The organism is Aeoliella mucimassa, assembly GCF_007748035.1.
Lineage (GTDB): Bacteria > Planctomycetota > Planctomycetia > Pirellulales > Lacipirellulaceae > Aeoliella > Aeoliella mucimassa.
The window spans coordinates 2322050-2348146 of the sequence record NZ_CP036278.1 but is presented as its reverse complement, the minus strand read 5'-3'; the positions used below and the strand labels follow the sequence as shown (position 1 = coordinate 2348146).

21 protein-coding genes are annotated in these 26097 nt (G+C 56.7%); 14 read left to right on the top strand and 7 right to left on the bottom strand.

What is annotated here, in order from left to right; all coding sequences use genetic code 11:
- Positions 1 to 1801: 1801 nt before the first annotated feature.
- Positions 1802 to 2941: a hypothetical protein gene (locus Pan181_RS09440; RefSeq protein ID WP_145246584.1), complete on the bottom strand. Its 1140-nt coding sequence runs from the start codon at positions 2939 to 2941 to the stop codon at positions 1802 to 1804.
- Between the two features lie 535 nt (positions 2942 to 3476).
- Here Pan181_RS09440 and Pan181_RS09435 point away from each other — a divergent pair.
- Positions 3477 to 4142 carry a tetratricopeptide repeat protein gene (locus tag Pan181_RS09435; RefSeq protein WP_145246583.1) on the top strand — a complete coding sequence of 222 codons (666 nt, stop codon included), beginning with the start codon at positions 3477 to 3479 and terminating at the stop codon, positions 4140 to 4142.
- Positions 4143 to 4247: 105 nt separating this feature from the next.
- On the opposite strand, the gene Pan181_RS09430 is transcribed toward Pan181_RS09435, so the two are convergent.
- Entirely contained in the window at positions 4248 to 5474 is a 1227-nt protein-coding gene (locus Pan181_RS09430; RefSeq protein WP_145246582.1) for a thioredoxin family protein, read from the bottom strand.
- A 1096-nt stretch (positions 5475 to 6570) separates the two neighbouring features.
- Between Pan181_RS09430 and rho the strand changes: the two genes are divergently transcribed.
- The 4 genes from rho to Pan181_RS09410 all read left to right on the top strand — a co-directional run bounded on the left by rho (position 6571) and on the right by Pan181_RS09410 (position 11984).
- Positions 6571 to 7872: a transcription termination factor Rho gene (rho, locus tag Pan181_RS09425; RefSeq protein WP_145246581.1), complete on the top strand. Its 1302-nt coding sequence runs from the start codon at positions 6571 to 6573 to the stop codon at positions 7870 to 7872.
- Between the two features lie 317 nt (positions 7873 to 8189).
- A complete protein-coding gene (locus Pan181_RS09420; protein WP_145246580.1) occupies positions 8190 to 9518 on the top strand; it encodes a DUF6786 family protein in 1329 nt (442 codons plus the stop codon).
- A gap of 71 nt (positions 9519 to 9589) precedes the next feature.
- Positions 9590 to 10978, top strand: a complete 1389-nt coding sequence (fucP, locus tag Pan181_RS09415) for an L-fucose:H+ symporter permease (protein WP_145246579.1) — start codon at positions 9590 to 9592, stop codon at positions 10976 to 10978.
- A 97-nt stretch (positions 10979 to 11075) separates the two neighbouring features.
- Entirely contained in the window at positions 11076 to 11984 is a 909-nt protein-coding gene (locus tag Pan181_RS09410) for a sugar phosphate nucleotidyltransferase (RefSeq protein ID WP_145246578.1), read from the top strand.
- On the opposite strand, the gene Pan181_RS09405 is transcribed toward Pan181_RS09410, so the two are convergent.
- The 4 genes from Pan181_RS09405 to Pan181_RS09390 form a co-directional block, all read right to left on the bottom strand.
- Positions 11935 to 12186 (bottom strand): hypothetical protein, encoded by a 252-nt coding sequence (locus Pan181_RS09405; protein WP_145246577.1) that lies wholly within the window; start codon positions 12184 to 12186, stop codon positions 11935 to 11937. The two genes, Pan181_RS09410 and Pan181_RS09405, sit on opposite strands and share 50 nt — an antisense overlap.
- Before the next feature lie 14 nt (positions 12187 to 12200).
- On the bottom strand, positions 12201 to 13577 hold the full coding sequence (locus Pan181_RS09400; protein WP_145246576.1) for a YeiH family protein: 1377 nt from the start codon (positions 13575 to 13577) through the stop codon (positions 12201 to 12203).
- Positions 13578 to 13711: 134 nt separating this feature from the next.
- Complete coding sequence (locus tag Pan181_RS09395) at positions 13712 to 14161, bottom strand: YbaN family protein (protein ID WP_197529092.1); 450 nt, start codon at positions 14159 to 14161, stop codon at positions 13712 to 13714.
- Between the two features lie 344 nt (positions 14162 to 14505).
- Positions 14506 to 15624 (bottom strand): hypothetical protein, encoded by a 1119-nt coding sequence (locus Pan181_RS09390; protein WP_231943797.1) that lies wholly within the window; start codon positions 15622 to 15624, stop codon positions 14506 to 14508.
- Positions 15625 to 16008: 384 nt separating this feature from the next.
- Here Pan181_RS09390 and Pan181_RS09385 point away from each other — a divergent pair, with 384 nt between their 5' ends.
- The 9 genes from Pan181_RS09385 (at position 16009) to ccoS (ending at position 25132) form a co-directional block, all read left to right on the top strand.
- Positions 16009 to 16452 (top strand): RrF2 family transcriptional regulator, encoded by a 444-nt coding sequence (locus tag Pan181_RS09385; RefSeq protein WP_197529091.1) that lies wholly within the window; start codon positions 16009 to 16011, stop codon positions 16450 to 16452.
- Between the two features lie 51 nt (positions 16453 to 16503).
- Positions 16504 to 18924, top strand: coding sequence for a cytochrome-c oxidase, cbb3-type subunit I (gene ccoN / locus Pan181_RS09380; protein ID WP_145246573.1), 2421 nt, complete (start codon positions 16504 to 16506; stop codon positions 18922 to 18924).
- On the top strand, positions 18924 to 19115 hold the full coding sequence (locus Pan181_RS09375) for a cbb3-type cytochrome c oxidase subunit 3 (protein WP_145246572.1): 192 nt from the start codon (positions 18924 to 18926) through the stop codon (positions 19113 to 19115). Before ccoN ends, Pan181_RS09375 begins: the two co-directional genes overlap by 1 nt.
- A gap of 115 nt (positions 19116 to 19230) precedes the next feature.
- On the top strand, positions 19231 to 19941 hold the full coding sequence (locus tag Pan181_RS09370; protein WP_145246571.1) for a cbb3-type cytochrome c oxidase N-terminal domain-containing protein: 711 nt from the start codon (positions 19231 to 19233) through the stop codon (positions 19939 to 19941).
- A gap of 24 nt (positions 19942 to 19965) precedes the next feature.
- Positions 19966 to 21348 (top strand): cytochrome c oxidase accessory protein CcoG, encoded by a 1383-nt coding sequence (gene ccoG, locus Pan181_RS09365; RefSeq protein ID WP_145246570.1) that lies wholly within the window; start codon positions 19966 to 19968, stop codon positions 21346 to 21348.
- A gap of 154 nt (positions 21349 to 21502) precedes the next feature.
- A complete protein-coding gene (locus tag Pan181_RS26010; RefSeq protein WP_231943796.1) occupies positions 21503 to 21670 on the top strand; it encodes a hypothetical protein in 168 nt (55 codons plus the stop codon).
- Positions 21667 to 22446, top strand: a complete 780-nt coding sequence (locus Pan181_RS09360) for a sulfite exporter TauE/SafE family protein (protein WP_145246569.1) — start codon at positions 21667 to 21669, stop codon at positions 22444 to 22446. The genes Pan181_RS26010 and Pan181_RS09360 overlap by 4 nt, the downstream gene beginning before the upstream one ends.
- A complete protein-coding gene (locus Pan181_RS09355) occupies positions 22443 to 24878 on the top strand; it encodes a heavy metal translocating P-type ATPase (RefSeq protein ID WP_145246568.1) in 2436 nt (811 codons plus the stop codon). The genes Pan181_RS09360 and Pan181_RS09355 overlap by 4 nt, the downstream gene beginning before the upstream one ends.
- Positions 24878 to 25132, top strand: coding sequence for a cbb3-type cytochrome oxidase assembly protein CcoS (gene ccoS / locus Pan181_RS09350; protein ID WP_145246567.1), 255 nt, complete (start codon positions 24878 to 24880; stop codon positions 25130 to 25132). Before Pan181_RS09355 ends, ccoS begins: the two co-directional genes overlap by 1 nt.
- Here ccoS and Pan181_RS09345 read toward each other — a convergent pair.
- Positions 25129 to 25563, bottom strand: coding sequence for a hypothetical protein (locus Pan181_RS09345; protein ID WP_145246566.1), 435 nt, complete (start codon positions 25561 to 25563; stop codon positions 25129 to 25131). The two genes, ccoS and Pan181_RS09345, sit on opposite strands and share 4 nt — an antisense overlap.
- Between the last annotated feature and the right edge of the window lie 534 nt (positions 25564 to 26097).

The following is a 26097-nucleotide window of genomic DNA, read 5'->3' as shown; positions in this document are numbered from 1 at the left end:
TGCTGGCGGGATGGTTTGTTGTGTAAACTGCTGAAGTAAGGGGAGCCTGTACTGCTCCGGGGAACACTTTGCCAATGGTGGTGATCCAACGGAGTTGTTCTCACGGGCGAAGCCCGTGGCACGCGGCGCTAAGTCTGATCTTTGGAAGGACGGTAAATGGAATCACCCATGGGTAATCGGACTGCCAGACCTGGAAGGTGATTGAGCATGTAGCTCCCAATCTCTGAATGAGAGTGTTTTGAGCAAACTACGATATAATGTGCGGTTCCTGCTAATTTTGACAACCGTTGTCTGTGTTTTTGGATTGGCCGTAAATGTATATCAGAACTTTTGGGGTCCATTTGCAATCCTCGTAACTAGCCTTTTGTGGGAGTACTCGTGGGCAACGAGCAAAGACCGCAATGGTCCGACAGTGTTGGCACGGTGCTTGTCTGCACTGGCAGGAGCCTTCCATGGTGCCGTAATCGGGGTCGTTGTGTATATTGCGCTGTCGTCATGTTGCTTGGGAGGGCTCATCAATGTGTGGTATGTGGTGCTTGTTTGTGCCTTCTTGCTTAGCGCATGTGGTTTCGTATTTCCTCATATTTTTAAGAATTTCCGTTAGTTGCTTCCGTAGCCTAGACATTCGATCTCTCTAGTCGGGCACAGAGGCAAACTAATAATTGTCACTAGTGCCAAGAAGTTACAGCGGAGTGGCACTGCAAGACTTCCACTTTTCCGGTGCCGCTACTAGCGTGCCACCGACAGCCTTTCCAGATCGCATGGCAGTAGCAACGGCTTGTTGATGATCCGCCATGTTATCCATCACCAGCAGTGTTCTGGATGCTTGGTGGGGGAGTCACGACCTCGAAGAACCAAGCAAGCCAACGTACCCCGGCTACAGATCTGCGGTAGTGCGTGGTCTAGGACGTTAGGAAAGGTTTCGTTCTCGCCACGGATGAACGCGGATGGGGTCGCCTCTCGACCTCTTGGGCTTCGCCCACCGACAACTGGGCGGGGTGCGTTTTTGCGGAGTGGCAATGCGTAGTGCGCGCAGCTATCGGTGCTACCCGAAGTCGGATTTGAAACAGTGAGGGGCGTTTTCCGCTTCCCACCTCCCCGGGCCTGATAGCCCGACCCTCCGCCAGCGGAGGGTAAAGTCGAGGGCTAAACGATTTTTCTTAATGCTCCAGTTTTCGCTGGGAATTGGCCACCTATGGTGTTCTAATGGACATGTGTAGTTGGTACGTTGTTAGTGGTCAGTAGTCCGTTGTTGGAGGATGGAAAGATGTAACCGAGTGAACATGAAAACTAGCTAGGCCATTCACCAGGCAAGCGCTGTAGGAGCGGTCTCTGACCGCGATGGCCCTTGCGCTGGCGTTCACTGCTGCGCGTGTGGGTAATGCGATTGGTGGGGCTGCGTCGCTGGAAGCTCCTGGACCCACCCTACGCGGCGCTCGTTGATAGCGCGTTCGAAATGGCTGGCTGAGATCTTTCGGTCGCCGGAAGCTCCTTCAAGATGACATCCGCTTATTCCCATTCCGCAATCCGCAATCCCAGATCTCCAATCCGTCCCCTCCCAAAATACTTTCCCACGCATGGGAATCTATTTTGGGCAACTATCGCGGAGGTGTTAATGCAACCTGTTACCTATCAACGACTTGCGTTTTATTCCCACCCAAGAAATAGATTCCCACTCGATGCGTTTTTGGAAATGGGAATCTATTCCAGCGCGAAAACCACTGGTTTTGTAGCTTGGGCGAAGATTCAATTTTCCCATCGATGAGTAAATTGGGAATCTATTATCCCAGCGGCCGAATCGTCAGTTAGCCGCAGCCGAGAGTCGGATGGTGTCGCCGGCGAGTTCTGCTTGCAGGCCTGCTGGTTGGCAGGCGGCGGTCAGCAGTTCGTCGAGGTCGGCCTGGTCGACTTCAAACGACACCCGCTTGGCGAGCATGTCGTCGGTCACCGCTGGGTCGACTTCGAGCTGTTTGCCGAGTTGCCGAGCGAGCGCCTGGACGATTTTGCCGACCGGCTGCTGGGCGACACGGAGCGTGTAAACCTGCTTGCTCCCGCGCGGCTGCTGAGGTGCCTGCTCGCGGGGTTGGTTCGCTTTGCCGAGGAGCTGTTCGTGCAACTCCACGGAGGCGGCTACCCACACGTGTTGGCGGTCGTCGCCTGGAGTGATGGTGAGCTGCTCGCGAACTTCCGATGCAAGTTGCTCGATGTGTTGGTTGTCGTACGGATGATGCACCGTGACTGGGAGTTCGATGGGGACGATCTCGATGGAGCTTCCATTGTCGGCAGCTTGCCAGGTGAGATCGAAACCAACGAGCAGCAACGTGAGTTGTTCGGCCAGCGGAAGCGATGGCATTTTGTTGGCTTGCCACAGGTCGTGTGGCACCTGCGTGGTGCCGGTGATCGACACGTTGGCTTGCGAGCCAATTTGTTCGATCCGGTCGCGAGGGGTCGCAAGTCGCGCGATCTCGAACGATCGTCGGCGAAGCATCGCATTGCGCGGCGCGTAAGCCAGCTGGTTGGTTTGTTCGTACCCGCGTGCTAGCAAAGTTCGAATTTCTTCAACACTGGAAGGAGGTCCCACGTAGTAGAAACCGCCAACCGCGATGGCCTTGGCTTCGGCCTGCTCGGTAGCGAGATTAAAGAACTCGCCGAGCGGGGTGCGACGGGCACTCAGCGTGATGCGTTGCGTGGGATCGATGCGTCGATCGACCCACACGGATAACCGTTGCGACTGTGCTAATCGCTCCAACGCTTCGCGAACCGGAACGTCTTGCCATTGCACGGTGATCGGCGAGTTGCGCGACTGCGTGGCCGGGCCGGGTGCTCCCAAGAGCCTTGTTTCGTCGAGTGGTTCTCGCGCGAGCGAAGAACTCGCGAGCATCGCAGAGAGCAACACCAAAAGCATACCAGCAAGGCGTGCGTTTGTGGTTGTCTGAAGCATCGCAGGGATTGCTCCGGTTGCAATGGTTGAAGGCCCCGCAAGGCACCAAGCGTTAGGCGAGAACAATGGTTCCCCCCGCTAGCGACGGAAACCGGTTTTTCGTAGCACTTAATTGTAACTTGTCGCTCGCGGCACTGGCAAGCAAAACCAGTCGTTTGCCAGAATCGGTTCGTTGCAGGCAAACTTTTGCTTGTGCAGTTTGCAACCGTGATTACACTCGGAAACAGAGGCCAAGGACGTAGGGATGACAAGAGAGAGTTGTTCCCTCCGCCTCTATCGGTAACGGAAATGACTCATCACTCGAACGGAACACCCAGCTTGGAGTGACCACCAGGAACTCGGTGGACACAGCACAGGATTCACCGCCCCCTGGCAACCGGGCGGCCTGAGCGAGTCGAAGTGCGAAGCAACGTCGGCAGAAAGCCGGACAGTGCAACGCGAACCGGCGAATTATATCCAGCAAGTTGGCAAGCATTCGCCGCGACAGCGTCATTGAGATAGACAGACTCAAGAGGTTATGCAGGAGTAAACTAACGTGGAATCACAGTCGTCACGCGCTCCCATTCTGGTCAAGTATTATCACGAGTACCTCGACCAGCAGGACTCTGCAACGTTCATTCACCGTGTTGCTCGTCGGTATACTTGTGCAACGCTAGAACGTATTTCGGCCATGGGGGACCGCATCGCTCGCCGGGGAGCCATTTTGGCCATCGGCTTTATGGGCGACTACAGCTCGAACGCCATCATGGGGCGGGCGCTGATCGACCGCGACCGCGGTGTGCGTACGATTGCCGAGAATGGCATCCGCGACATTTGGTGCCGAGTGGGGAGTCGCGAACAACGACTCACGTTGCGGACAATCATTCGACTGAATCAAACCAAGAACTACGAGCGGGCGATCGACCTGTCGACTGAGTTGATTCACGAGTCGCCTTGGATTGCTGAAGCATGGTGCCAACGCGGTACTGCTTACTATCACCTGGGACAATACGACGCAGCGATTCGCGACTCGCATCAGGCGCTCGAGATCAACCCTTACCACTTTACCTCCGCCGCTGGCATGGGGCAGTGCTACATGCTGCTCGACAATCCGGTGTCGGCTCTCGAAGCATTCCGCCGAGCTCTGCGACTGAACCCCAGTATGGAAGAAGTGCGGGCCCAGGTCATTCAGCTGCAGAAGACGATTAAAGGCGAAGGTTAAACGCGAACCGAACCAAGCTAGAACGCAACATGGCGAGAGCAGCAGCTGCTCTCGCCATGTGGTGATTTCAGGTATTGAGTTTGTCGCGCGAACGCGAATCAGGCGTTACCGCAAGGTTTGTCCGGTAGGAGCCTGAGCCATGGCCTGGCGAATGCCTGCCACGTAGCGATCGGCTTGCGAGCTGAACTTGGCCAGGTTCTCTTCGCTCTCGAACAGGTAGAGTTGTCCGCCGCACTCGAGCAGGTAGGACGACTTGCCTTCTACGACGCGACCCGAGTCGATCGCAGCGACTGGGTCGATGCCCGAGAGTGCTGGGGCGTAGGCATCTCCGTTGGCGAAGAACTGGTCACGAGCTGCTTGCGAAGCAAACAGGTAGGTCCGTCCGCGGTGGTAGCAACCCCATTGGACGTCGCCCTTCTGCCAGCGGCCTTCGTTCTTCATGGTCACAGGGCAGTAGCCGAAGAAACCAACCGGAGGCGAACCCGCGGGCAACTGCGGTGCAGCACTCGCGACAGCTGGCTGTGCAGCAGCCGGAGTTTGTGCAGGAGCAGCTGGAGGAGTAGCCGAAGGAACGGCCGGCACCTGAGCAGGCTCGGCCATCGCAACCTGGCTAACAGGTGGCTGGGGCGGAGCGGCTGGTTGGGCTGGTGTGGTATAAGGGTTTGGCACGTCGATCGGGGTAACCTCGATCCGAGGAGCCGCAGCAGTTTGCTGAGTTTGCTGAGCAACCTGATTGGCGGCAGGCATGGCCATCAGAGCGTGAGGATTGCTGGTAACGCTGGGAGCACCAGCAACCGGTTGGTTGGTGAACGAGTTGTTGTCGCCCTGCACTGGGAATGCAGCAATCGCCGCACTGGCGGGCTGCGAGGTTCCTGCTACTTGGGCTTTGTTAACCAGGTTGCGAGCCATCTGACGATGATGCTCCTGAGCCAGACTCGATGTCTGCGTGATGTAATCCATCGGTGTCGCAGGCGAGATCATTCGCTTGATCACTTGACCTTGTGGAGTGATGACCACATCCGTCGGCACGCGAGTGATGCCAAACCGCTCAGCAGTAGCTGGGAAGTCGTTGGTGTTGAGCTTCACAGGCACGTAATGCGAATGAACCGCTCCGGCGACGGTCGGTTGGTTGAACACCGTTGCGTCGAGCATCCGGCACGGACTGCAGTTATCGTTGTAGAAGTGAACCAGCAGAAGCTTCTGGTCACGCTCGGCCATCGCCCGGGCGGCGTCCAGGTCCTTCTGCCAAGTGATAGCACTGGTCGACTGGGCAACCACGAGGGCCGACGGTGCCATGAGCAGGGCAATGATCGGAAGGTATTTGTACAGCATGGAAAATCACCTTGGCTTGCGGGGAGGAGTCGTGAGAGCAGCCACGGGTGCACGTCGCCCCGTATGCGTTCCATCGGCTAGTCCGTCGTTGATATCGGCCTGGCAACGGCAGCGGCTTTGGTTAAATCTGCGGGTTTTGCTGGTTGCAGCGGTGTGCGACGTCGGAGTTTTGGACGAGAACCTGGGGAAAACCGGTAGGTAAAGGGCGGAAAATGGTGGCTAAGTCGTGGAATTCGCGCTTGACAGGGTGCCAGCAATAACGAATACTGCTTGTGAGTTAAGCGTCCTGCCCACCGAGTTGGGTGGGTTCTGTAGGCCATTTCGTTCGTCGGTCGGCCTTTTTCGCCAGGGAATCGCCTTTTCGCGGAATCTTCCCAGCGTCCAGAGGCGTCCGACACGCAGACACTGCGAGGCCTTTGCCCAGAGCACTTGGCAAGCCTGCCCTATTGCTAAATAGGCAAATGGTCGTCGATCGAGGGTGGTATTTGTTTTCAAGCGAGGCAACCTGCTCGGAATGCATGTTGAGTTTGATTGCCCAAGAGTCTTTCGGCTGTGACTCAGAGGGAAAGATTCGCTAGATGGACTACCAGCTTTCGCTCAGACGAGGCTTGGCGGAACTTCACTCTATAGAAGGAAACTACAAACAACTATTGGTAGGTGAAGGTGCCGGCGCTTTCTTACGCGCTACCATTCACCACCGATGAACGTCGCCCAAGGCTTGGAGGCAAGGGGCCCATTCGCTACTAAGGCAGCGACTTTGGTTCGATTAAGCCTTTGAGGTCTGCGACGTAAGCCAATTTGGTAACGACGGCTATCAAGGGAATCACCTACGCGGAATACAAATGCCGTGCAGAGGGCCATCCGGGGGATGGCCGGTGAGTTATTTGAATCTTTCCAAACCACCGCTCTGGGGTACTCGAAGTACAGAGAGCTAGGACTGGAAGCAACACGTTGAGCGAGCAGGTGCCGCTAACCTTAGCACTGCTCGTAGAGTCGGTTGGTGTGCTACTTGAGTGCACCACGCCTGGGCTTTTTAAGGAGAGTGCCCTCGCGATCCACAACGGCTCGCAATCTTGTTTAGAGGATTTTGAGAGATATGAGTAAACGGAATAAGAGCAACCGCTACCGCGGACGGAACAACAATAACAGCAACAACAATAACAACAACGGAAGCGGTGGGCGACGTTATAATCGCAATCGCAACCGTGGTGGAGGGCGCCGGGGGACCGCGGTGGTCGAGAATCTCGATCAGAGCTTCCCCGATGATGGCACTCCGTTGCCGTTGACACCTGGCTCTGGTGTATTGGAGATGCATCCGAACGGATACGGATTCCTCCGCGATCCTGGCACCAACTTCACCCGCGAACGCAGCGATCCATTCGTGCCTGGCACGATGATCGAGAAGTATGGCCTTCGCGAGGGTCTGTTGCTGCAAGGCATGGTCCAGCGTCATCGCAAGGGCCAAGGGCCTCGATTGAAGGAATTGCTGGATGTCGACGGGCTTGCTCCCGAAGACTACGTCGGCATGAAAAACTTCGACGAACTTACCCCGATCACGCCCGAGGAATGGTTTCGCTTGGAAACCGGTCCCGAGCCGCTGAGCACTCGAGTGATTGACTTGCTGGCCCCGCTAGGTAAAGGACAGCGTGCGTTGATCGTTGCTCCCCCGCGGACCGGTAAGACCGTGTTGATGCAACAGCTTAGCCAAGCTGTGTCGACCAACTATCCTGAAGTGTCGATGATGATGCTGCTCGTCGACGAGCGGCCGGAAGAAGTCACCGATATGCGTCGCAGCGTGAATGGCGAAGTGTTCGCCAGTAGCCTCGACCAGGATGTCGAAAGCCATGTGCGTTTGTCGCAGCTCACGATCGAGCGTTGCAAGCGACTGGCCGAAATGGGCAAAGACGTGTTCTTGCTGATGGACAGCATCACGCGGTTGGCTCGCGCGTTCAACAAGTGGGTTGGCAACACTGGCCGTACTATGAGTGGTGGTGTCGACATCAAAGCGATGGACATCCCCAAAAAGCTGTTCGCAACCGCCCGTGCGTTCGAAGAAGGTGGTTCGCTGACCATCGTCGGTACGGCGCTGATCGACACCGGCAGCCGCATGGACGACCTGATCTTCCAGGAGTTCAAAGGCACCGGCAACATGGAGCTGGTTCTCGACCGCAAGCTTGCAGATCGACGAGTCTGGCCTTCGATCGACCTCGATCAATCGGGCACGCGTCGCGAAGAGAAGCTTTTGCCGCCTGAGACTCTACACGCGGCTACCATGTTACGACGAACCCTGTCGAGCATGCATCACATCGATGCGATGGAGCAGCTCACCTCGAAGTTGGGTAAGTATAAATCCAACGAAGAGTTTGTCAGCCTTATCAAAGGCGCAGCAGTCGATTAACTAACAAAACTCCGGCTAAGTCGCACGCTCCCGCGTACGGCTTAGCCGGTTTTTGCTTTTCCCCTCCAGCTGCGTCGATTCGTTTGCTGTCTCCGACTTCCCTCACAGTTTGCCAAAACAGCTGAGTTGAGGGACTCTTTTTCGGATATGTTGAGCCTGACTCTAGTAGCCAGGCGGAGCGTGCCGGGTTTACACTGTCGGTTAGCTTGTGGAGTGCCGTATGGTGCACTGCTACTAATCAACCAAGGCGCGTGAGTCTTCGCTGCAGCGAAGTACCCACACATCTTCTCAACTATTCCCGTACTCGAGCAACTTCCATGCGTCGTTCAAAGCTTCGCTTGCAGGCGAGTCGCAAGGACCAGCGCGCCCTGCAAAACTGTTTGCACCTATGGCTGGCAGCGCTGTTTGTCATGACCATGGCTGGATGCAACGAGTCGGTAGAGTCCACTGACGGTCCCGCCGAATCTTCGGCAGCTATCGAGGAGAGCGACGAGATGCAGCAAGACAAGAATTTTGGTCGAGACGTGGAATTTCTTAACGAGTACGTGAAGACGATCGTGCTACGTAGCGACGATGGTCAATCGCTCGTGGCCGTGGTCCCCGATTATCAAGGGCGGGTCATGACCTCGTCGGCCACCGGTGCGGAGGGCACCAGTTTCGGCTGGATCAACTACAAGCATATTGAGTCGAGGGAAGTCGCTAAGCACATCAACGTGTATGGTGGAGAAGAACGTTTCTGGCTCGGACCCGAAGGAGGGCAGTTCAGCATCTTCTTCGCGCCCGGGGCGAAGTTCGATCTAAGCGACTGGCAGACCCCCGCTTCGATAGATACCGAACCGTTCGAAGTAGTTTCGCAGGACGACTCGCAAGCAAGTTTTACCCGCGAAGCGACTCTCCAGAACTACTCGGGTAGCCAATTCAAGTTGCGGATTGATCGCCAGGTGGAACTCGTCGCGCCCAGCGCTGCCCAAGAGTCGCTAGAGATCGATGCCGAAGGGCTACAGTTAGTTGGGTATCGAACCACAAATTCCGTGACCAACACTGGCGACAATCCATGGACAAAAGAGTCGGGCATGCTGTCGATTTGGTTGTTAGGGATGTACAAGCCGGGGCTCGAGACCACGATCGTGGTGCCTTACGAGCAAGGCAGCGATGAGCAACTCGGCCCGATCGTGAACGATGCTTACTTTGGCAAGGTGCCTGCCGAGCGTCTCGAGGCGACTGACGGCGTGATCTTCATGTCAGGCGATGGCAAATACCGCTCGAAGATCGGACTCTCTCCCCAGCGAGCCAAGCAGGTGTGCGGCAGCTACGACGCTAAGCGTCAAGTGCTTACCATCGTGAAGTACAATATGCCGGCAGGTGTCGCCGACTACGTGAACTCCATGTGGGAACTGCAGGAGAGTCCCTTCGCTGGTGATACGGTAAACGCGTACAACGATGGTCCTCCGGAGCCTGGAGCCGAGCCACTCGGCCCATTCTACGAGCTGGAGACTTCGAGCCCCGCACTAGCACTCTCGCCAAGTGAAACCGGCACGCACATCTCGGAGACTTATCACTTGCAAGGAGATGCTGCGAGTCTCGATCGCGTTGCTCAGCAGGTGTTTGGAGTCGGGCTGCAATCCATTCGCTCGGCGCTGCAATAGGTCCGTGGTTTTCAAGTGTAGCGAGCATCATTCCATTCAACGTTTCATAACCTTCAAACAGGCGGCGGGCGATGGCGAACGATACGATCAACACAGCTAGCGATCAAGGCAATCCGTTCGTCAGCCCAACGGCTCGCGACGACTCAAAGTCAGAGGCTCCGGCCGGCGGGCGGGTGATTCCGAGAGAGTACGTGGGGCCCTTTATGCTGGTGACCTCGCTATTCGCCATGTGGGGATTCGCCAACGATATCACGAACCCAATGGTGGCCGCGTTTAAAAACGTGCTGCTGCTGAGCAACTTTCAGAGTTCGTTGGTGCAGGGAGCTTTCTATGGCGGCTACTGTGTTATGGCGATCCCGGCAGCGCTGTTTATACATCGCTTCAACTATAAGTTTGGCGTGTTGATGGGCCTGGCCTTATATGCGATCGGCTGTTTTCTGTTTGTGCCCGCTGGGTGGTCGATGCAGTTCGGGGCATTTTTGGTGGCCTACTTCATCATGACGAGCGGTCTAGCTTTTCTGGAGACCACGGCCAATCCCTATATTCTCGCCATGGGGCCGGAGTACAACGCCCCGCGGCGTTTGAACTTCGCCCAAGCGTTCAATCCTATGGGATCGATCATGGGCATGTTTATCGCCAAGGATATGATTCTGGCGCGGTTGAACGAAGCAGACGAAGCTACTCGCCTCAGCTTGCAGCAAAGCGATCCCGCGGCGCTACAAGCCATTCAGCAGAGTGATCTTGGAGTGATTATCCTCCCATATGTCATCCTTGGGGTGGTGGTGAGTGCGGCATTTGCAATGTTCTACTTCAGCCGGCTTCCAGAAGGAGAAGTCTATGAAAAGGGTGAAGGCACCATCGGGGCGACCCTAGATCGACTGTTCTCGAACCCACGCTACTTAGGAGGCGTTGTCGCCCAAGCGTTTTACGTTGGAGTGCAGATCATGTGTTGGACCTTCATCATTCAGTATGGTGAGAATGAAGTCGGCATAGCCAAAACGGAAGCGCAAGGGTTGAACATTGTTGCCATGTTTATCTTTGTGTGCAGTCGCTTTATTTGTACGTTCTTGCTGAAGTATATGAACCCAGGCGTCCTGCTTGGTGGGCTGGCCGTGGGTGGCGGTTCGCTCGTCGTCGGTGCCATGCTGCTCCCTGGATATAGTGGCATCTATTGTCTGGTAGGTGTGTCGGCCTGCATGTCGTTGATGTTTCCCACCATCTATGGCATCGCTTTGCAAGGCTTGGGCGAAGATGCAAAATTGGGGTCGGCCGGACTGATCTGTGCGATCGGCGGTGGGTGCTTCATGCCACCGCTGCAAGCGCTGATTATGGACGGAACTGGAATCAGCATCGGCTCGTTGTCGCTTACCGCTACGCGATTGTCGTTTGTATTGCCGCTCATTTGCTTCGTAGTCATTGCGGCCTACGGCATCGCGACATCCCGCCGACAACCAGCCTGAGGTTCGCCTCGCGGCACGCTTTAACCGCTTTGCGAACGTCGCTATGATAGGGACACTTTCTCGCCAACGTGATCACTAGCAAGCGAACGTATCCCACATGAGCACCTCCCCTACCCTGATTATCATGGCCGCCGGAGCTGCGCGGCGTTACGGTGGATTGAAGCAACTCGCGCCGGTTGGTCCTACAGGCGAAGCGATCATGGAGTACTCGGTGTACGATGCGCTGCAAGCGGGATTCGACAAGGTAGTGCTGGTGGTTCGTCGGGAGTTCGAGCAGGCGTTTCGCGACAAGTGGGTCGATCGTGTCGCCGGCAAGGCCGAAGTGGCTTTTGCGTTTCAGGAACCTGATGCCTTCATGCCTGCTGACACAGAAGTGCCAGAACGACCAAAGCCCTGGGGTACAGCGCACGCGGTGTTGTGTGCGAAGCCAGGGGTCGAGGGAGCCTTCGCGGTGATCAACGCGGACGACTTTTATGGCCCTGGAGCGTTTCAGGCGATGGGCGAGTTTCTGGCGTCGCCGGAGGCCAACACTGGATCGACCGCAGCCATGGTGGGCTATCAACTGGAGAAAACGCTATCGGATCACGGCACGGTCAATCGCGGGGTATGCGAAGCCGAGAATGGTAAGCTGGTAGATATCGTCGAACGCTTCAACATCGCCCGGGCTGGCGATGCTGCGGAAAGTGAGCTAGCGAATGGTGGAAAGCTGGCACTTGGGTACGACACCATCGTGTCGATGAACCTGTGGGGCTACCCCGCGGTGATGATGGACTACCTGCAAGCAGGCTTCCATCAGTTTGTTGCCAGCAAGCCGGAGCCAACCGTCGAGTTTGAGCTGCCGACCTTCACGAAGTTGCTGATGGGCGAAGGCAAGTTGTCGGTGAATGTGCTCCCTACCACCGAGCAATGGTGCGGGATGACTTATCAGGAAGATCTGCCGATCGCTCAGGCGCGGCTCAAGGAGTTAGTGGCGGCCGGGGTGTATCCCGATCCGCTATGGCAGTAACGTTTTCTGCGGAAGGCGACCACTTGAGGTCGAGTTCGGTGTAGAACATTGCACTGGGATCGATGCCTCGCTCGTCGAGCCAATCGAGTTGCTCCTCCACCTGTGGTTGCGTAGTGAGTGCGGGGAGTACCACGCCCCACACCAGCAGTAACGCCACCAGGCAGCCAGCCAGGTTCAAAACAGATTGTCGGGGAGTTCGCATCGATTGGGTCCCGCTTAGTTGGTTCCTGGAGGGAACAGTACGCCGTACATGAGCCAGGCCATGAGCAACGTGAGGCAGAGATTCAGCGATTGGCCACAGACATAAAGCACCAACGGCTTGCCGCCTTTTAGTTGCGGCAAGAGTTCGCGGAAATTGGTTTCGAGACCGATGCACACAAAGGCCAGGCAGAACAGCCACCCGCGGATTGTTTTGGTAAGCCCTTTGATGACTCCGCTGGTTAACTCTTCTCCGCCCGGCACTTGGGCGTAGATGAATGAGAAGACGATCGAAGCAGCCAAGAAGCCGAGTACGAACTTCGGAAACCGCCGCCAGATTTCGCCGACGCCGACGCGCTCGCCGGTGCGGTCGGGATCGACAAACACGGTCCAGTACACGGCCACTGCGAACGAGGTGACGCCGATCAGAATGTTCTGAATCATCTTGACTGTGACCGCCACCTGGGCGGCGGTTTCGCCCAACGTGGCACCCGCAGCGGCCACCGCACCCGTAGCGTCGATCGTTCCCCCCAGCCAGGCGCCGGCAATGTAGGGTTCGAGGCCGATGAGTTTGATGATCACCGGCATCACGGCCATCATCACCACGGTGAAGGTCAGCGACAAACTAATGGCCAGCGACAGCTCTTCCTTCTTCGCGCGGCAAGCGGCCGCCGTGGCGATGGCCGCCGATACGCCGCACACCGACATGTCGGCCGAGATCACTATGTTCAGCGTCGGCGACGACATCTTGAGCACCCTCTGCCCGAACCAGAAGGTGGTGATCAACACGATCGGCGTTACCACCCAAGCAACTCCAATGCCTGGAAGACCAAGCTCAAGCAGTTTGCTCATCAACACTTCGGCTCCGAGTAACACGAGTCCCGTCTTGATGTAAAACTCGGTTAGCACGGCTGGCTTCACAAACTTTGGCGTACCTATTGTGTTGCTGATGATCAAACCAACCAGCAGCGCCCAGAGAGCGTACTCCAAATTGTAGGCTTTGATAATTTCTTGTCCGGCTAGCACATAGGCCGCGAGTGCAAGGAGGAAGACGATCAAATACCCCGCGAGAAACTGAATGGGGTTTCTCCCTCGCACCGCTTGGGCGATGGAAAAGAGAGCCGCGATTACTCCCCCAGCGACGAGCGAACCCGACAAAGGTGTACTAAGAAACTCGCTGCCTGCTGTGTATAGACCCTCGGCGGGAGAAGTTCGCCACGAGCCTGGTTTGCCCAGGTATTCGCCGGCGCTCTTGCCACACATGCTGACGAGTACCACCGCGACCGCCAGAATGAGACCGCCGCACCAGATGGCGAGCCAGTCGTCGTGGGTGATCAACGCGGAGCGTTGCGGCTCGGGAGATTCCGTGGGAGATTTGGGGGGCGTATAAGGCATCGCACGACCTTTACCTGGCAGGAGCACATCTAATAGCGGGCTTAATCACCCGAGTGCAAAAGGGAGGACTTCCGAGTATGTCGAAAGTCTACCTGCGAGGAAAGGGTTTATTTCGCGGAATGCCGAGGAGATGCCTAGCAACCGGACGTTTCATTGTTCGGCACGACTGGCAAGCGGTAAACCACCAGTAACCCGAACATGGCAATCGCGAGTATCGATGCCAGTGCTGGCCAGGCAAGCGAACTAAGCGCAACCAACATGGCCATGGCAGCCAAGACCATTGCGATGGCGATGCGCTTTACGCGAAGCGTCACACCGCGATGCTCGTACCAGTTTTGCAGGATGGGGCCCACAAGTGGGTTCTCGAGCAACCGTTGATTCAAGGCCGGCGACGATCGGGCGTAGAAGTAGCTAGTCAACAATAGAAATGGGGTGGTTGGCAAGCCAGGTAAAACGACTCCCACCAGGCCGAGCGCCAGGAACAAGCTGCCAATCGTCACGTAGACGACGCGCTTCGCTCCTTGAACGCATTGCTGCGCCGAATCGCTAGCCGAAAGAGGAAGCTGTTGAGTCTGCATAAGCATTGCCGATGGAGGGAGCGGAAGGCAGTGTTCGGTAAACCTCAGTTTCGAAAACCCTAGCTTGCCGACATGGGGTGGCAAGCTGGTAGTCGAACCCATGCGCTATTTTGACGGCTTCACTGCCATAGGGCCGGCGAATTGGCTGGATTAGTGCGCTTAGCCATCGGCGTTAGGTGAATTGCCACTTTGTGGGTGGATTGAAATAGCTCGTACATCGTAACGTCCCAGAAACAAAAAAACTCCCTCCAAACCCATCGTGTTTGGAGGGAGTTAAAGTCCCGAAGAAGTTGCTCGCAGATTGGTTGCTGAAGGGGGATCTTACAACCAATCTGCGAGCTGCCAAGCTGTTAGTAACGCAGAATCAAATCAACCGTCAGACGGTTTTCAAGCACGTCGCGACGTTCGGTGAGTGGGTTTTCCCAAGCAACACCAATTTCGGTCAGGCGGTTCGGCTTGTACTTCACACCGAAAGCACCGGTAACGATGTCGTTACCAGCTACGCCTTGAGCACCGAGATTGAACAGGTCGCCACCGGATACGCCAAGGTTGGTGGCCGAGCCACTCTCGGTCCAATGGAACCAGTTGAACTCGGTAAGGGCATAGAAGCCGTGCCCGAAGTGATAGTCGATGTGGTTCGACCAGTACAGGCTCGACTCCTCGGCATCGTCATCCACAGGAAGACGTAGGCCGAACGCACTCAGGTAGTGCCAATCGCAGCAGAGTTCGGTACCACCGGTGACGAACAGGTGGAATTCGCCGTCGCCGTTGCCCTGCAGTGTGCGGGGGCTACCAACCGGCATCTCGTACGTGAAACCAGTGGTCAGCAGCGATTCGGTTTTGTAGTCGCGAATCAGGTTGTACTTCAGACCCAACGAAACGTCGGCCCAGCCGTCGCGAATGAGCGGATTGCTCGATACCGCGTAGCCATCTTTCGTGGCGATCAACGACAACCGGTCGGTGAGAGCAGCACGAATCTGCAGGGCGTACAGTTGCACGTCGCCACCGCCAGCGGCCAAAGGTACCTTGTGTTGCAGGAAGATGGCACGCAGTTCGGTCAGCGTGCGGGGGTCTTCGAAGAACACAGGATTAGTCATGGGGCTAATCCAGTCGTCGAAGCAGTGAGGCGTGGGACAGAAGCAGCCCAGCAGCAACTCAGGAATCACGCAGCCCGGGGCGTCGCAGCAAGCATTGCCACAAGCGATGTCATCGCAGCACCCGGTGCCGCAAGCGTCGTCACAGCAGCCTGGAGTATTGAAGCAAACTTGCTGGTTGAACTCTTCCACCAACGAGGTTTGGCCCACGAGCCGAGCCGGCGAAGCGGTGGTGTTCTGGGCAACTTGGACGCTCTCGGCATCGCTGAGATCGAAGTAGCTGGCGATGTTCTCGCGCCCGTCGGCCGTGGCAAACGATGCGGCTGCAAACATCACAGCCAGGGTGGCGTTACCCACCAGGCGGAGACGTGTCATGATCTGAATCCTTACAACAACATGAACGGGGGACTAAGGCGGCAGCATCCAAGCAATAATTGTCGCCTAACAAGGTTGTCGACCGGTTGTTGCAATAGCTTCAGAGAACGCGTGTTGCATACGTCAGACTGAAAAATCGTTATATTTTAGCCGAGAAATCAGGTGTGCACTGTGCATTATCGCTCAGTGCGACGAGCGGATTCGGTTTATGGCATAAGTGCGACATTTTGCCGCGTCTCGATTTACCCTTTATTTAACAGGGTATTTTGGGTTAGAACTGTTGCCAGCAGCTTGCGGTATATTAGTTGCCATAGCGATTGAGGACTTGAGGGTACTAATACCCTGTCGTATTTTTCCTTCCTCATCCTCAAAGAGGCTTTTGCTGTGGCTATTTCCCAAACTGCTGAGTATGCACTTCGAGCCGTGATTCGACTCGCACAAATGCCCGAACAAGCACAGACAACCCAACAACTGGCGGAATCCACCAGAGTGCCACAAAGCTACCTACCGAAGGTACTGCAGCCGCTGGCACGCGCTGGCATCGTCAAAGCTCAGCGTGGTTCCCATGGGGGATACTCCCTCAGTCGGGAAGCACAGTCGCTTTCTGTGCAAGAAGTGGTGCATTGTGTCGATCCTCCGTATCACCGCGAGGCGTGTCGTGGCGAAGGACATCAAATGTGCCGACTGCATCAACTGCTGACCGATGTTCAATCCGTAACGGAAGATCGTTACGCAGCAACGAGCATCGGCGACTTGGTGCAATCGGGGTGTGGTTCCGAACCACTGTGCAATCTGCATCTTGACGAACTGCAGCAGATTGCCACCTAAATCATTGACCTTTTCAGTAAAACCTACGTTCGTTTGGATAACGGATTACCTATGCAAGAATCGAAATCCACGCCACACACTGGGCACGGAAAAGCTACCGGACCGCTTGAGTCCTTCACCTACGACGATGCGATCACGCGTAAGTTTGTCACCGCGACGCTGGTGTGGGCCGTGGTCGGCTTCCTCGTCGGGTTGATACTGGCGGTGGAATTGCCCTTTCCGCAGGTAAACGGCGGTCTCGAATGGATTACCTTTGGGCGTTTGCGGCCGTTACATACGAATGCCGTGATTTTTGCCTTTGCTGGTAATGCGATTTTTGCGGCGATCTATTATTCAACCCAGCGGTTGTGCAAGGCTCGGATGTGGAGCGACATGCTCAGCAACCTGCACTTCTGGGGGTGGCAACTTATTATCGTGAGTGCGGCTCTGACGTTGCCTTTTGGGATTACGCAGAGCAAAGAATACGCCGAACTTGAGTGGCCTATCGACATCGCTATTGCCGTGGTGTGGGCCGGATTCTTTGGCGTGAACTTCTTTATGACACTCGTCAAACGCCGCGAACGTCACATGTACGTGGCCATCTGGTTTTACATTGCAACGATCGTCACCGTTGCGGTCCTGCATATTTTCAATAATCTGTGGGTACCGCTCGTGGCAATGGGCGAACCCGGTTCGTTGCTTGCATGGTTCAAGAGCTACCCGATTTACGCGGGGGCACAAGATGCCATGATGCAATGGTGGTACGGGCATAACGCGGTGGCGTTCTTCCTGACCACTCCGTTCTTGGGGCTCATGTATTACTACTTGCCCAAAGCGGCCAATCGCCCGGTGTTTTCCTATCGCTTGTCGATTCTTCACTTCTGGTCCTTGGTGTTCATTTACATTTGGGCCGGTCCTCACCATTTGCATTTCTCGGCTACCGACGAGTGGGTGCAAACGCTGGGCATGGTGTTCTCCATCATGCTGTGGATGCCGAGCTGGGGTGGCATGATCAACGGCTTGCTCACATTGCGTGGAGCCTGGCACAAAGTGACCGCGGACCCAGTGCTGAAGTTTTTCCTCGTGGGTATCACCTTCTACGGCATGAGCACCTTCGAGGGGCCGCTGCTGTCGGTCAAGAGCGTGAATGCCTTGAGCCATTACACCGACTGGACGATCGGCCACGTGCACGCAGGTGCTCTTGGTTGGAACGGTTTCATGGCCTTTGGCATGATCTACTGGCTCGCGCCACGGATCTATCAGACTCGGCTCTACAGCCAGCAGTTGGCAAACTTGCACTTCTGGCTTGCGACCGCTGGTATTCTGGCTTACGTCATTTCGATGTACGTGGCTGGGTTGACCCAAGGCCTGATGTGGCGTGGCATCACCGAAACTGGCCAGTTGGCTTATCCCGACTTTGTCGAAACCACTCAGGCGATTATGCCGATGTACTGGATTCGCATTGCGGGCGGTCTGCTGTACTTCGGTGGGACGTTGATCGGCTGCTGGAACATCTACATCACTTGGGCGAGCCGTCCCTCGGAGTACGAAGTACCTGTGTTCGAGGCCCCTGCCTTGGCCGATTCTCCGTTCACTCCGGAAGAGCGTCCCGAGTCGGAACTCGATGGCGTGTTGGAAATCGGCAAGAAGATCGATGTCTGGAGCACCTTGTGGTGGCATCGCGTTTGGGAACGGATGCCGATCAAGTTTACCGTGATGACCACGTTCGCGGTGGTGTTGGCTTCGGTCATGGAGTTGGTTCCCGCCTTCGTCGTGCGATCGAATATTCAGGAGATCGCCACGGTGAAACCATACTCGCCGCTCGAACTGACCGGCCGCGACGTCTATGTTTCCGAAGGGTGCTACAACTGCCATTCGCAGCAGATTCGCCCGATGGTGGCCGAGACCAAGCGATATGGCGACTACAGCAAAGAGGGCGAGTTTGTCTACGATCATCCCTTCCAGTGGGGGTCGCGACGCATCGGTCCCGACCTGGCTCGTGAAGGTGGCAAGCAAAGCCATCAATGGCACGTGTTGCATTTCAATAATCCTTCGTACATGACTCAGGGCTCGATCATGCCTGAGTACTCGTTCCTGATGAAGAAGCAGATCGACTTCAAGTCGATTCCGCTTCGGGTCGCAGCGCAACAAGCACTCGGGGTGCCCTACCCTGAGTACGAAGGCGACAATCGCAGCAAGGCGGCCGACGATGCCAAGGCTCAGGCCGCGGCCATTGCTGCTGAGTTTGTTCAGCAAAACCAAGGTCCTTACCGTGACGATGACGGCGAGGTGATCGACTTGGCCGACAAGAAGGTGATTGCCTTGATCGCGTACCTGCAACGTCTCGGCGTTGGGTTGGATGCCGAACCCGCAGCCGAACCTGCCCCCGCGACTCCCGATAGCGAAGAGACTCCAGTGGCTGTCGAACCGGCGGACGATCAACCCACTGCGGGTGGTTTGGCAAGTACCGTTGGAGAGAAAGGCGCTTCGTAATGGACTGGCTGCAAACCGAGCAAGCCGTGGACCTATTGAAGAAGGCAGGACTGGTTTTATTTGTTGCCATCTTTGCTGGAGTCGTGTTGTGGTTGCTGTTGCGTAAGAAGAGCGAAATAACACGTTGGTCGGAGTTGCCGCTCGAAGATGATCCGCCCAAGAACAATGAGAACCATGATTCGCTTTCCTAACAGGTGACGCTTGGCACGTAGCATTGGTCACTATCAGTCCAGGCGGCGAATGCCAGCGTGTCTGCCGAGTTGGAAAACGAGTTTCCCTTCACCCTAAACGTGATACCCATTTCCTATGTCCGATACTCCACAAAACGAGCCTGAAGTTCAGGAAGAACTACTCTCTAGCCACAATTACGATGGCATTCAGGAATACGATAACCCGACCCCCGGTTGGTGGAATTGGTTGTTCATCGGTTCGATTGTCTTCACTCCCATTTACGTGTTGTGGTTTCACTCTCCTTCGACCAGCCGCACCTTGGCTGCGCAATACGAAGATGCCAAGGCGGCCAATTTGAAGCTGCAGTTTGGCGAAATCGGCGACTTGGAGCCAACACGCGAAAACATCATCAAGTTCATGGATGATGACAAATGGCTCGCCGTCGGATCGGCGACGTTCGCTACCAATTGCAAGTCGTGTCACGGTGCGGATGGCGAAGGTATTTCGGCTCCGAATATGACCGACGATTACTACATCAACGTCAAGAACATCGAAGATATCGCCAAAGTCGTTAAAAACGGCGCCAAGAACGGTGCAATGCCAGCTTGGGGAAACCGCCTGCATCCGAACGAGGTCGTGTTGGTCTCTTCGTATATTGCCTCGTTGCGAGGTGAGAATTTGCCTTCGGCGCGGGGTGCCGAGGGAAATATCATTCCACCGTGGCCCGATTCGGTAAGCGACGTAGAATCCAGTAGCGAAGAAAAAGCCGACGACACGGAATCCGAAGCAAACGCTGAGCAATCGACTACCGACGGTGGTGAGGCCAAGGAGGCTGCCGCCGAGTAATTGGCGGCAAGTGAGGTTAGTCACGTGGAACTCCCTGTTCTCCAACCCGAAGAGCGTGTGCTTACCACGCTCGAAAGCGATGGTAGTCGGCATTGGATTTACCCCAAGCTGGCGACCGGTCGGTTCTGGCGCTGGCGCCGTGTGGTGGCCTACGCCCTGATCACGATCTACGCATTGCTTCCATTTCTTAAAATCGATGGCAAGCCTGCGATTCTGCTCGACTTGGGTAATCGCGAGTTTACGTTCTTCGGATTCACATTCTTGCCGACCGACACGGTGCTGCTTGCCTTGTTTGTCGTTGCGTTGTTCTTGTTTATCTTTTTTATTACTGCGATTGCGGGGCGGGTCTGGTGCGGTTGGGCCTGTCCGCAAACCGTGTACATGGAATTCGTGTTCCGGCCGCTCGAACGCTTCTTCACGGGAACGAGCGGACGCGGGGGAAAGGCCAAGAAGTCGGTGCCAGCCTGGCGTCTGGCCGCGATGTACCTCGCGTACTTCGTGATCTGCTTGCACCTGTCGAATATGTTCCTCGCTTACTTCGTGGGGGTCGATAAGCTGCACGCCTGGATCTGGACCAGTCACCCCGGCGCTCACCCTGGTGCGTTTGCCGTGGTCGCGGTAGTGACAGGGCTGATGATGTTCGACTTCTGCTACTGGCGCGAGCAACTCTGCATTATTGGTTGTCCTTACGGACGTTTTCAGTCGGTGATGCTCGATCGGTCGAGCTGCATCATCGGATACGATGAGGAGCGTGGCGAACCGCGTGGCAAAGGCCGCGATCGCGACGAGCTTAATCTCGGTAGTTGCGTAGATTGCGGGCTGTGCGTCGATGTGTGTCCCACGGGGATCGACATTCGCCAGGGGCTGCAGCTCGAGTGCATTGGCTGTGCCCAGTGCATCGATGTGTGCGACGACGTGATGCGTAAGACCGATCAGCCGATTGGCCTGATTCGTTACAGTTCGCAACAAGGTCTCGAAGGCAAGCCAACCCGCATCATTCGCCCGCGTACGCTGATCTATTTGACCGTCATCACGTTGCTGGTCACCGGTTTCTTTACCGTGCTGGTCAACAAGTCGGCGTTTGACGTCACCGTGCTTCGCGGGCTTGGAAAGCCTTTTTTGCTTTCGGAATCGGGCGACGTCGAAAATATTCTCCGTGTGAAGATTGTGAATCGGGCGGAAGAGTCCAGTGGTTATCGCATCGAAGTGATCGAGCCCGCCGAGGCCAAGATTTCCAGCGGCAGCACTGTCGAGGTGATCGACCCCGGACTCGAAGAAACCCAGCCTGTTCATATTCATGCTCCGCGATACATCTTTCGGGCAGGTAAAGTCGACCTCAAATTGCGAATCATCGACGATCAAGATCGCGTCGTTGAGGAACGGTTTTTTATGCTCGGTCCGCTATAATCAAATCAGTCAGCTAGCCAACGGCGAAGGGGTTGTGACTCATGGTTTGCTATCCAGCGAGTAGAGTCGCAGCGAATCGCAAGATCGATTGCCATTTCGACTTAACCACTAGGAAACTTTCATGGCTGAAGAGTCCCCTGCCAAGCCGACTTTCATGAACACTTTTTTTTGGCCAGCATTTGTGGTGGTGCTGTTGCTTGGGCATATGTCGCTCATGCTAGTTGCCATGACCCTGGCCAACGCCGATCCGCCGGAGTTGGTGGAAGGTAGTCCCTACTCCAATGCTCCCCAAGCCAAAACCGCATCGGCCGAGCAACCATGATCGCCCAGGTTGTTACCGTTTTTGTTGCTAGCCTGTTGGGCTCGCCTCACTGCGCAGGCATGTGCGGTCCGTTTGTCGCGTTTGCGGTTGGGCAGTCGAGCGATGGCACTTCGCGCTGGCATCTGCAGTTCGCCTATCACGGGGGGCGACTGGTGACGTACGCCTTGCTGGGAGCGGTTGCCGGGTCTTTGGGAGCCTTGATCGATCTCACCTCTACGCTCGCGGGACTGCAGCCGGTGGCCACCGCCCTGGCAGGTGGATTGATGATTGCGATGGGAGTCACCGAGTTGCTCCGGCATTTCGGGCACCGCATCGGTAAGTTACATCCTCCAGCGGTGTTGGTGAAAGCCGTGCAGCGCGGCCAGCGACTGGCCATGAAACTCACCCCCTTTAAGCGTGCCTTGGCCATTGGGTTGCTCACTACGCTTCTTCCATGTGGCTGGTTGTACATGTTCGCACTTACCGCTGCAGGCACCGGCAATCCCGTCGCGGGTGCGGTGGTGATGGCCGTGTTCTGGGCAGGTACGCTGCCGATTCTGGTTTCGCTAGGTGCCGGCGTGCAGGCGGCCGTCGGTATTCTTGGCAAGCGATTGCCGCTGGTGTGTGCGACTGCTTTAATCGCGGTTGGATTGATGACGCTCGTGGGACGCTTAGGACTCGAGCCCGAAGCGTTGGCCCATAGTGTCGAACAGCGACAACCGGCAGGCCAGGACGCGCCCGATCCTAATGAGCTTCCTCCGTGTTGCCGCCCGGACGCCAAAAAGTCTGCTCCATGACCGCTGTGCCCGAGGTTGTTTGCGACCATTGCGGATTGCCTGTGCCGCGTGGTTTGGTCGATCCTGATGCCGAGTTGCAGTTCTGTTGCAACGGTTGCCGCACCGTGTATGGCATGTTGCACGAACATGGGCTCGACGAGTTCTATCACGTCCGCTCGGTGGTCGACGCCCCGAAGCAGGCGGTGCGAAGCACCACTCAGAAGTACGAAGCGTACGACGATCCCGCGTTTCTGGCCAAGAACGGCCGCCCGCTGGCCGGCGGGTACCTGTCGATCGATTTGCGATTGGAAGGCGTGCACTGTGCGGCCTGCATGTGGTTGGTGGAACGTTTGCCGAAACTGATTGCCGGACTGGCATCGGCCAAGCTGCAGATGCGCGATGCGGTAGTGCGACTCACCTGGGATCCTGCGGAAACCAAGCTGTCGACCATTGCGACCGCGCTCGACCGCCTGGGCTACCCAGCCCATCCCGCCCGCGATACCACTGCGAGCGATATCCATCGCCGGAGCGAGCACGCGCAGCTCATCCGCCTGGGAGTCGCGGGCGCGTGCGCTGGCAACACCATGTTGCTGGCGATTGCCTTATACGCTGGGCAGTTCGCGGGGATCGAAGACGAATTCAAAAACCTCTTTCGTTATGTCTCGGCATTGATTGGTGCCTTGGCTTTGGTGTGGCCGGGCAGCGTGTTTTTTCGGGGAGCCATCTCGTCGTTGCGGGCTCGTTCGGCAACGCTCGACGTGCCGATCGCCCTGGCCTTGGCTGCCGGCGGACTGGCCGGCGTGGTAAATGCCATCCGCGGAACGGGCGAGATCTACTTCGATTCGCTGAGTGTGCTCGTCTTTCTCTTGCTCGTGGGACGTTGGTTTCAGGCTCGGCAGCAACGCTGGGCCGACGAGGCCGTGGGGCTGCTCAACTCGTTTACCCCGAGCACCTGTCGGGTGGTTCGGGAGGATCTGGTCATCGAAATCACCACTGACTCACTGGTGACAGGCGACATCGTCGAGGTGCTCTCCGGCGGAGTGTTGCCAGCCGATGGAGTGTTGGTCGAGGGGCAATCGTCGCTCAACCGCAGTCTGCTGACTGGTGAGTCACGCCCCGAACCGGTGGTGGTTGGCGACGACGTTTTCGCTGGTACGCAGAACATTGGCTCGCCGATTCGGTTGCGGGTCGAATCCATCGGCGAGGCAACTCGGGTTGGGCAGTTGATGGACATGGTGGCCGAAGGGGTACGGGAAAAGCCGCCGATCATTCAGTTCACCGATCGGGCAGCCGGTTGGTTTGTGACGATTGTGGTGTCGGTCGCTACGCTCACGTTCATCGTATGGGCGGCGACCGCTACGTTGGCCGAGGCGGTCGAGCACACGATCGCGCTACTCATCGTCGCCTGCCCCTGTGCACTGGGACTCGCGACTCCGCTTACTTTGGCCGTGGCGATCGGGCTGGCAGCTAAGCGGCATATCCTTATTAAAAATGCGGGTGTGTTCGAAATCCTGGCCGGTGGCGGGCGGATGCTGCTCGACAAAACCGGCACCGTGACGCGGGGCCGGCCGACGCTTATCGAGTGGTCCGGCGCCGAGTGGTTAGCCCCCATCGTCGCTCACGCCGAATCGCATTCGACCCACCCGATTGCCACCGCGTTTGTCGAAGCGTTCGGTTCGCAGCCGATCGAGGATCGTCAGCTCGTGCCCCGTGACATCGAGGAACAACATGGCGGAGGACTCCGCGGCATGACTGGCGGCGATCGTTTGCTCGTCGGTTCACCGAGGTTCCTGGCTGCCGAAGGTGTGACGATCGACGCTGCGCAGGCGGATCGCATCGCCAGTCAGGAGCAGGCCGGTCGCACGATGATCGGCGTAGCTGTGGCAGGCGAGTTGCTCGCGACCGCCGCGCTCGGCGATCGTCTGCACGACGACTCCGTCGAAGCTTTCCAGCAACTCGAGTCACTCGGTTGGCACCCTTCCATACTCTCGGGCGACGCAACCGGCGTGGTCGCCAGCGTTGCCGAGCAACTTTCGATTCCATCCGATAAAGCACTCGGAGGAGTGACCCCCGAGCAAAAGCTCGCTCTGGTGACCGCCGAACGCTCAGAGCCGACCGTCATGATCGGCGACGGCGTGAACGACTCGGCCGCGCTCGCAGCAGCCGACGTCGGCATCGCTGTCGAAGGGGGAGCCGAGGCTTCGTTGGCCGCGGCCGATGTGTACATTGCTGCTCCTGGATTAAGTCCTGTGGTTGACCTCGTGCGTTTGGCTCGGCGTACCCGCCGAACTGTGCGGCAAAACCTGGTGCTCGCCTTGGCGTATAATACTTTGGCTGTATCGCTGGCGGCCGCCGGGTGGATAACTCCGCTCGTCGCGGCTATCCTCATGCCGATCAGTTCGGCAACCGTGCTTGCCAGTGCCATGAGTATTACCTTGGGTGGAGAGCGATAATGTCGATGTTGTATGTCATGGTGCCTGCTGCACTCGCCCTGGCGGTCACAGCGCTCGTGGCGTTCATCTGGGCGGTCAAGTCGGGGCAGTTCGACGATCCACATAGCCATGCCTATCGCATGTTGTTTGAAGACGAACCGGTGACCACCAAGAAATCGAATACCGCGGACATCGAAGCAGATCCGACAGCCGCATCGACCGAAGCCGATTCCTCGGAATCCTCTCCGTTGCGCGAAGACCGTCTCGGCGACTAACTCTCAGCATCGCTTGCCTCGCGAGTTCGGGGTTTAAAGACCTCCATCAGCGACTGCCGGAAGCGAGGATATCCAAGGCCGATCGTCCCCAGGCAGAACACCGCAACCGACCAGCGACTCGCCCCGGCCGAAAACAGCCGCGCCGTGTCGAGCAGTTGATCGCCGGTGGTCCAGGCGAGTGCCAGGTAAACTCCATTCGCAAGCAGGCAAAAGTTCGCAACGAACCAACCCCAGCGCCGGCGAATGATCGCTGCCAGGGCAATCGGCACCAGCACCCCAAGCACCGGCCCGCTCCACAGCGTGATCAGCGGGCGGGGATCGGGCGAGAACCGACTATGTGGCAAATGCCATGGCCGCAGCTCCGCCTGGCGCAGGGTGCCCCCGCTCAGGTATCCCCCGACCAAGTGCCCCACCTCATGGGTCGTAGTCATCACACACCAGGAGAGTACTAGCAGCAGAGCGAAATGCAGGATTGGTTTCACGGAACGTTCCGGATTGGGCGAATCGCTGAGATCTGGCCCTCGTTTTTGTTTCCCACGTGGGAAACAACGAAAAGCCGTAAATAGAGTAATACCAAGCATTTCGGGCGATGGGAATTTTCCCATTCCCAATAACGCATTCTATGGGAATCTATTTTTCGTCGCACCGGTTCGCGTAAGTGGTTGTGGGGTAAGGTGTTGCAATGAGGAGTCGAAGGTCTTTCTCAAAAATAGATTCCCATAGGTGGGAAACAATTATCGGGGATGGGAATCTAAGCGTGGGGACTGGGAAGGCGATGTCGAGAGCTTGTCATCCTTTCTAACCGCGCAGCAGTAAACACCCACCAATAGCCGGAAGCTTCGTGTTGCCAGCTAGTAGCCCGGTATTTTTGTACGATGTCAAACAACAGCCGACTGCTACGCAGTGGGGTACTGTTCATTAGAGCATGTGTAGTGTCCACATTCAACAATGAAGTTGCAAGAATC

Bases quoted from the DNA above. Each gene is read 5' to 3' on its own strand.
- Pan181_RS09440 (WP_145246584.1), bottom strand. From the start codon at position 2,941: ATGCTTCAGACAACCACAAACGCACGCCTTGCTGGTATGCTTTTGGTG.
- Pan181_RS09430 (WP_145246582.1), bottom strand. From the start codon at position 5,474: ATGCTGTACAAATACCTTCCGATCATTGCCCTGCTCATGGCACCGTCG.
- rho (WP_145246581.1), top strand. From the start codon at position 6,571: ATGAGTAAACGGAATAAGAGCAACCGCTACCGCGGACGGAACAACAAT.
- Pan181_RS09420 (WP_145246580.1), top strand. From the start codon at position 8,190: ATGCGTCGTTCAAAGCTTCGCTTGCAGGCGAGTCGCAAGGACCAGCGC.
- fucP (WP_145246579.1), top strand. From the start codon at position 9,590: ATGGCGAACGATACGATCAACACAGCTAGCGATCAAGGCAATCCGTTC.
- Pan181_RS09410 (WP_145246578.1), top strand. From the start codon at position 11,076: ATGAGCACCTCCCCTACCCTGATTATCATGGCCGCCGGAGCTGCGCGG.
- Pan181_RS09405 (WP_145246577.1), bottom strand. From the start codon at position 12,186: ATGCGAACTCCCCGACAATCTGTTTTGAACCTGGCTGGCTGCCTGGTG.
- Pan181_RS09400 (WP_145246576.1), bottom strand. From the start codon at position 13,577: ATGCCTTATACGCCCCCCAAATCTCCCACGGAATCTCCCGAGCCGCAA.
- Pan181_RS09395 (WP_197529092.1), bottom strand. From the start codon at position 14,161: ATGCTTATGCAGACTCAACAGCTTCCTCTTTCGGCTAGCGATTCGGCG.
- Pan181_RS09390 (WP_231943797.1), bottom strand. From the start codon at position 15,624: ATGACACGTCTCCGCCTGGTGGGTAACGCCACCCTGGCTGTGATGTTT.
- ccoN (WP_145246573.1), top strand. From the start codon at position 16,504: ATGCAAGAATCGAAATCCACGCCACACACTGGGCACGGAAAAGCTACC.
- Pan181_RS09375 (WP_145246572.1), top strand. From the start codon at position 18,924: ATGGACTGGCTGCAAACCGAGCAAGCCGTGGACCTATTGAAGAAGGCA.
- Pan181_RS09370 (WP_145246571.1), top strand. From the start codon at position 19,231: ATGTCCGATACTCCACAAAACGAGCCTGAAGTTCAGGAAGAACTACTC.
- Pan181_RS26010 (WP_231943796.1), top strand. From the start codon at position 21,503: ATGAACACTTTTTTTTGGCCAGCATTTGTGGTGGTGCTGTTGCTTGGG.
- Pan181_RS09360 (WP_145246569.1), top strand. From the start codon at position 21,667: ATGATCGCCCAGGTTGTTACCGTTTTTGTTGCTAGCCTGTTGGGCTCG.
- Pan181_RS09355 (WP_145246568.1), top strand. From the start codon at position 22,443: ATGACCGCTGTGCCCGAGGTTGTTTGCGACCATTGCGGATTGCCTGTG.
- ccoS (WP_145246567.1), top strand. From the start codon at position 24,878: ATGTCGATGTTGTATGTCATGGTGCCTGCTGCACTCGCCCTGGCGGTC.
- Pan181_RS09345 (WP_145246566.1), bottom strand. From the start codon at position 25,563: ATGACTACGACCCATGAGGTGGGGCACTTGGTCGGGGGATACCTGAGC.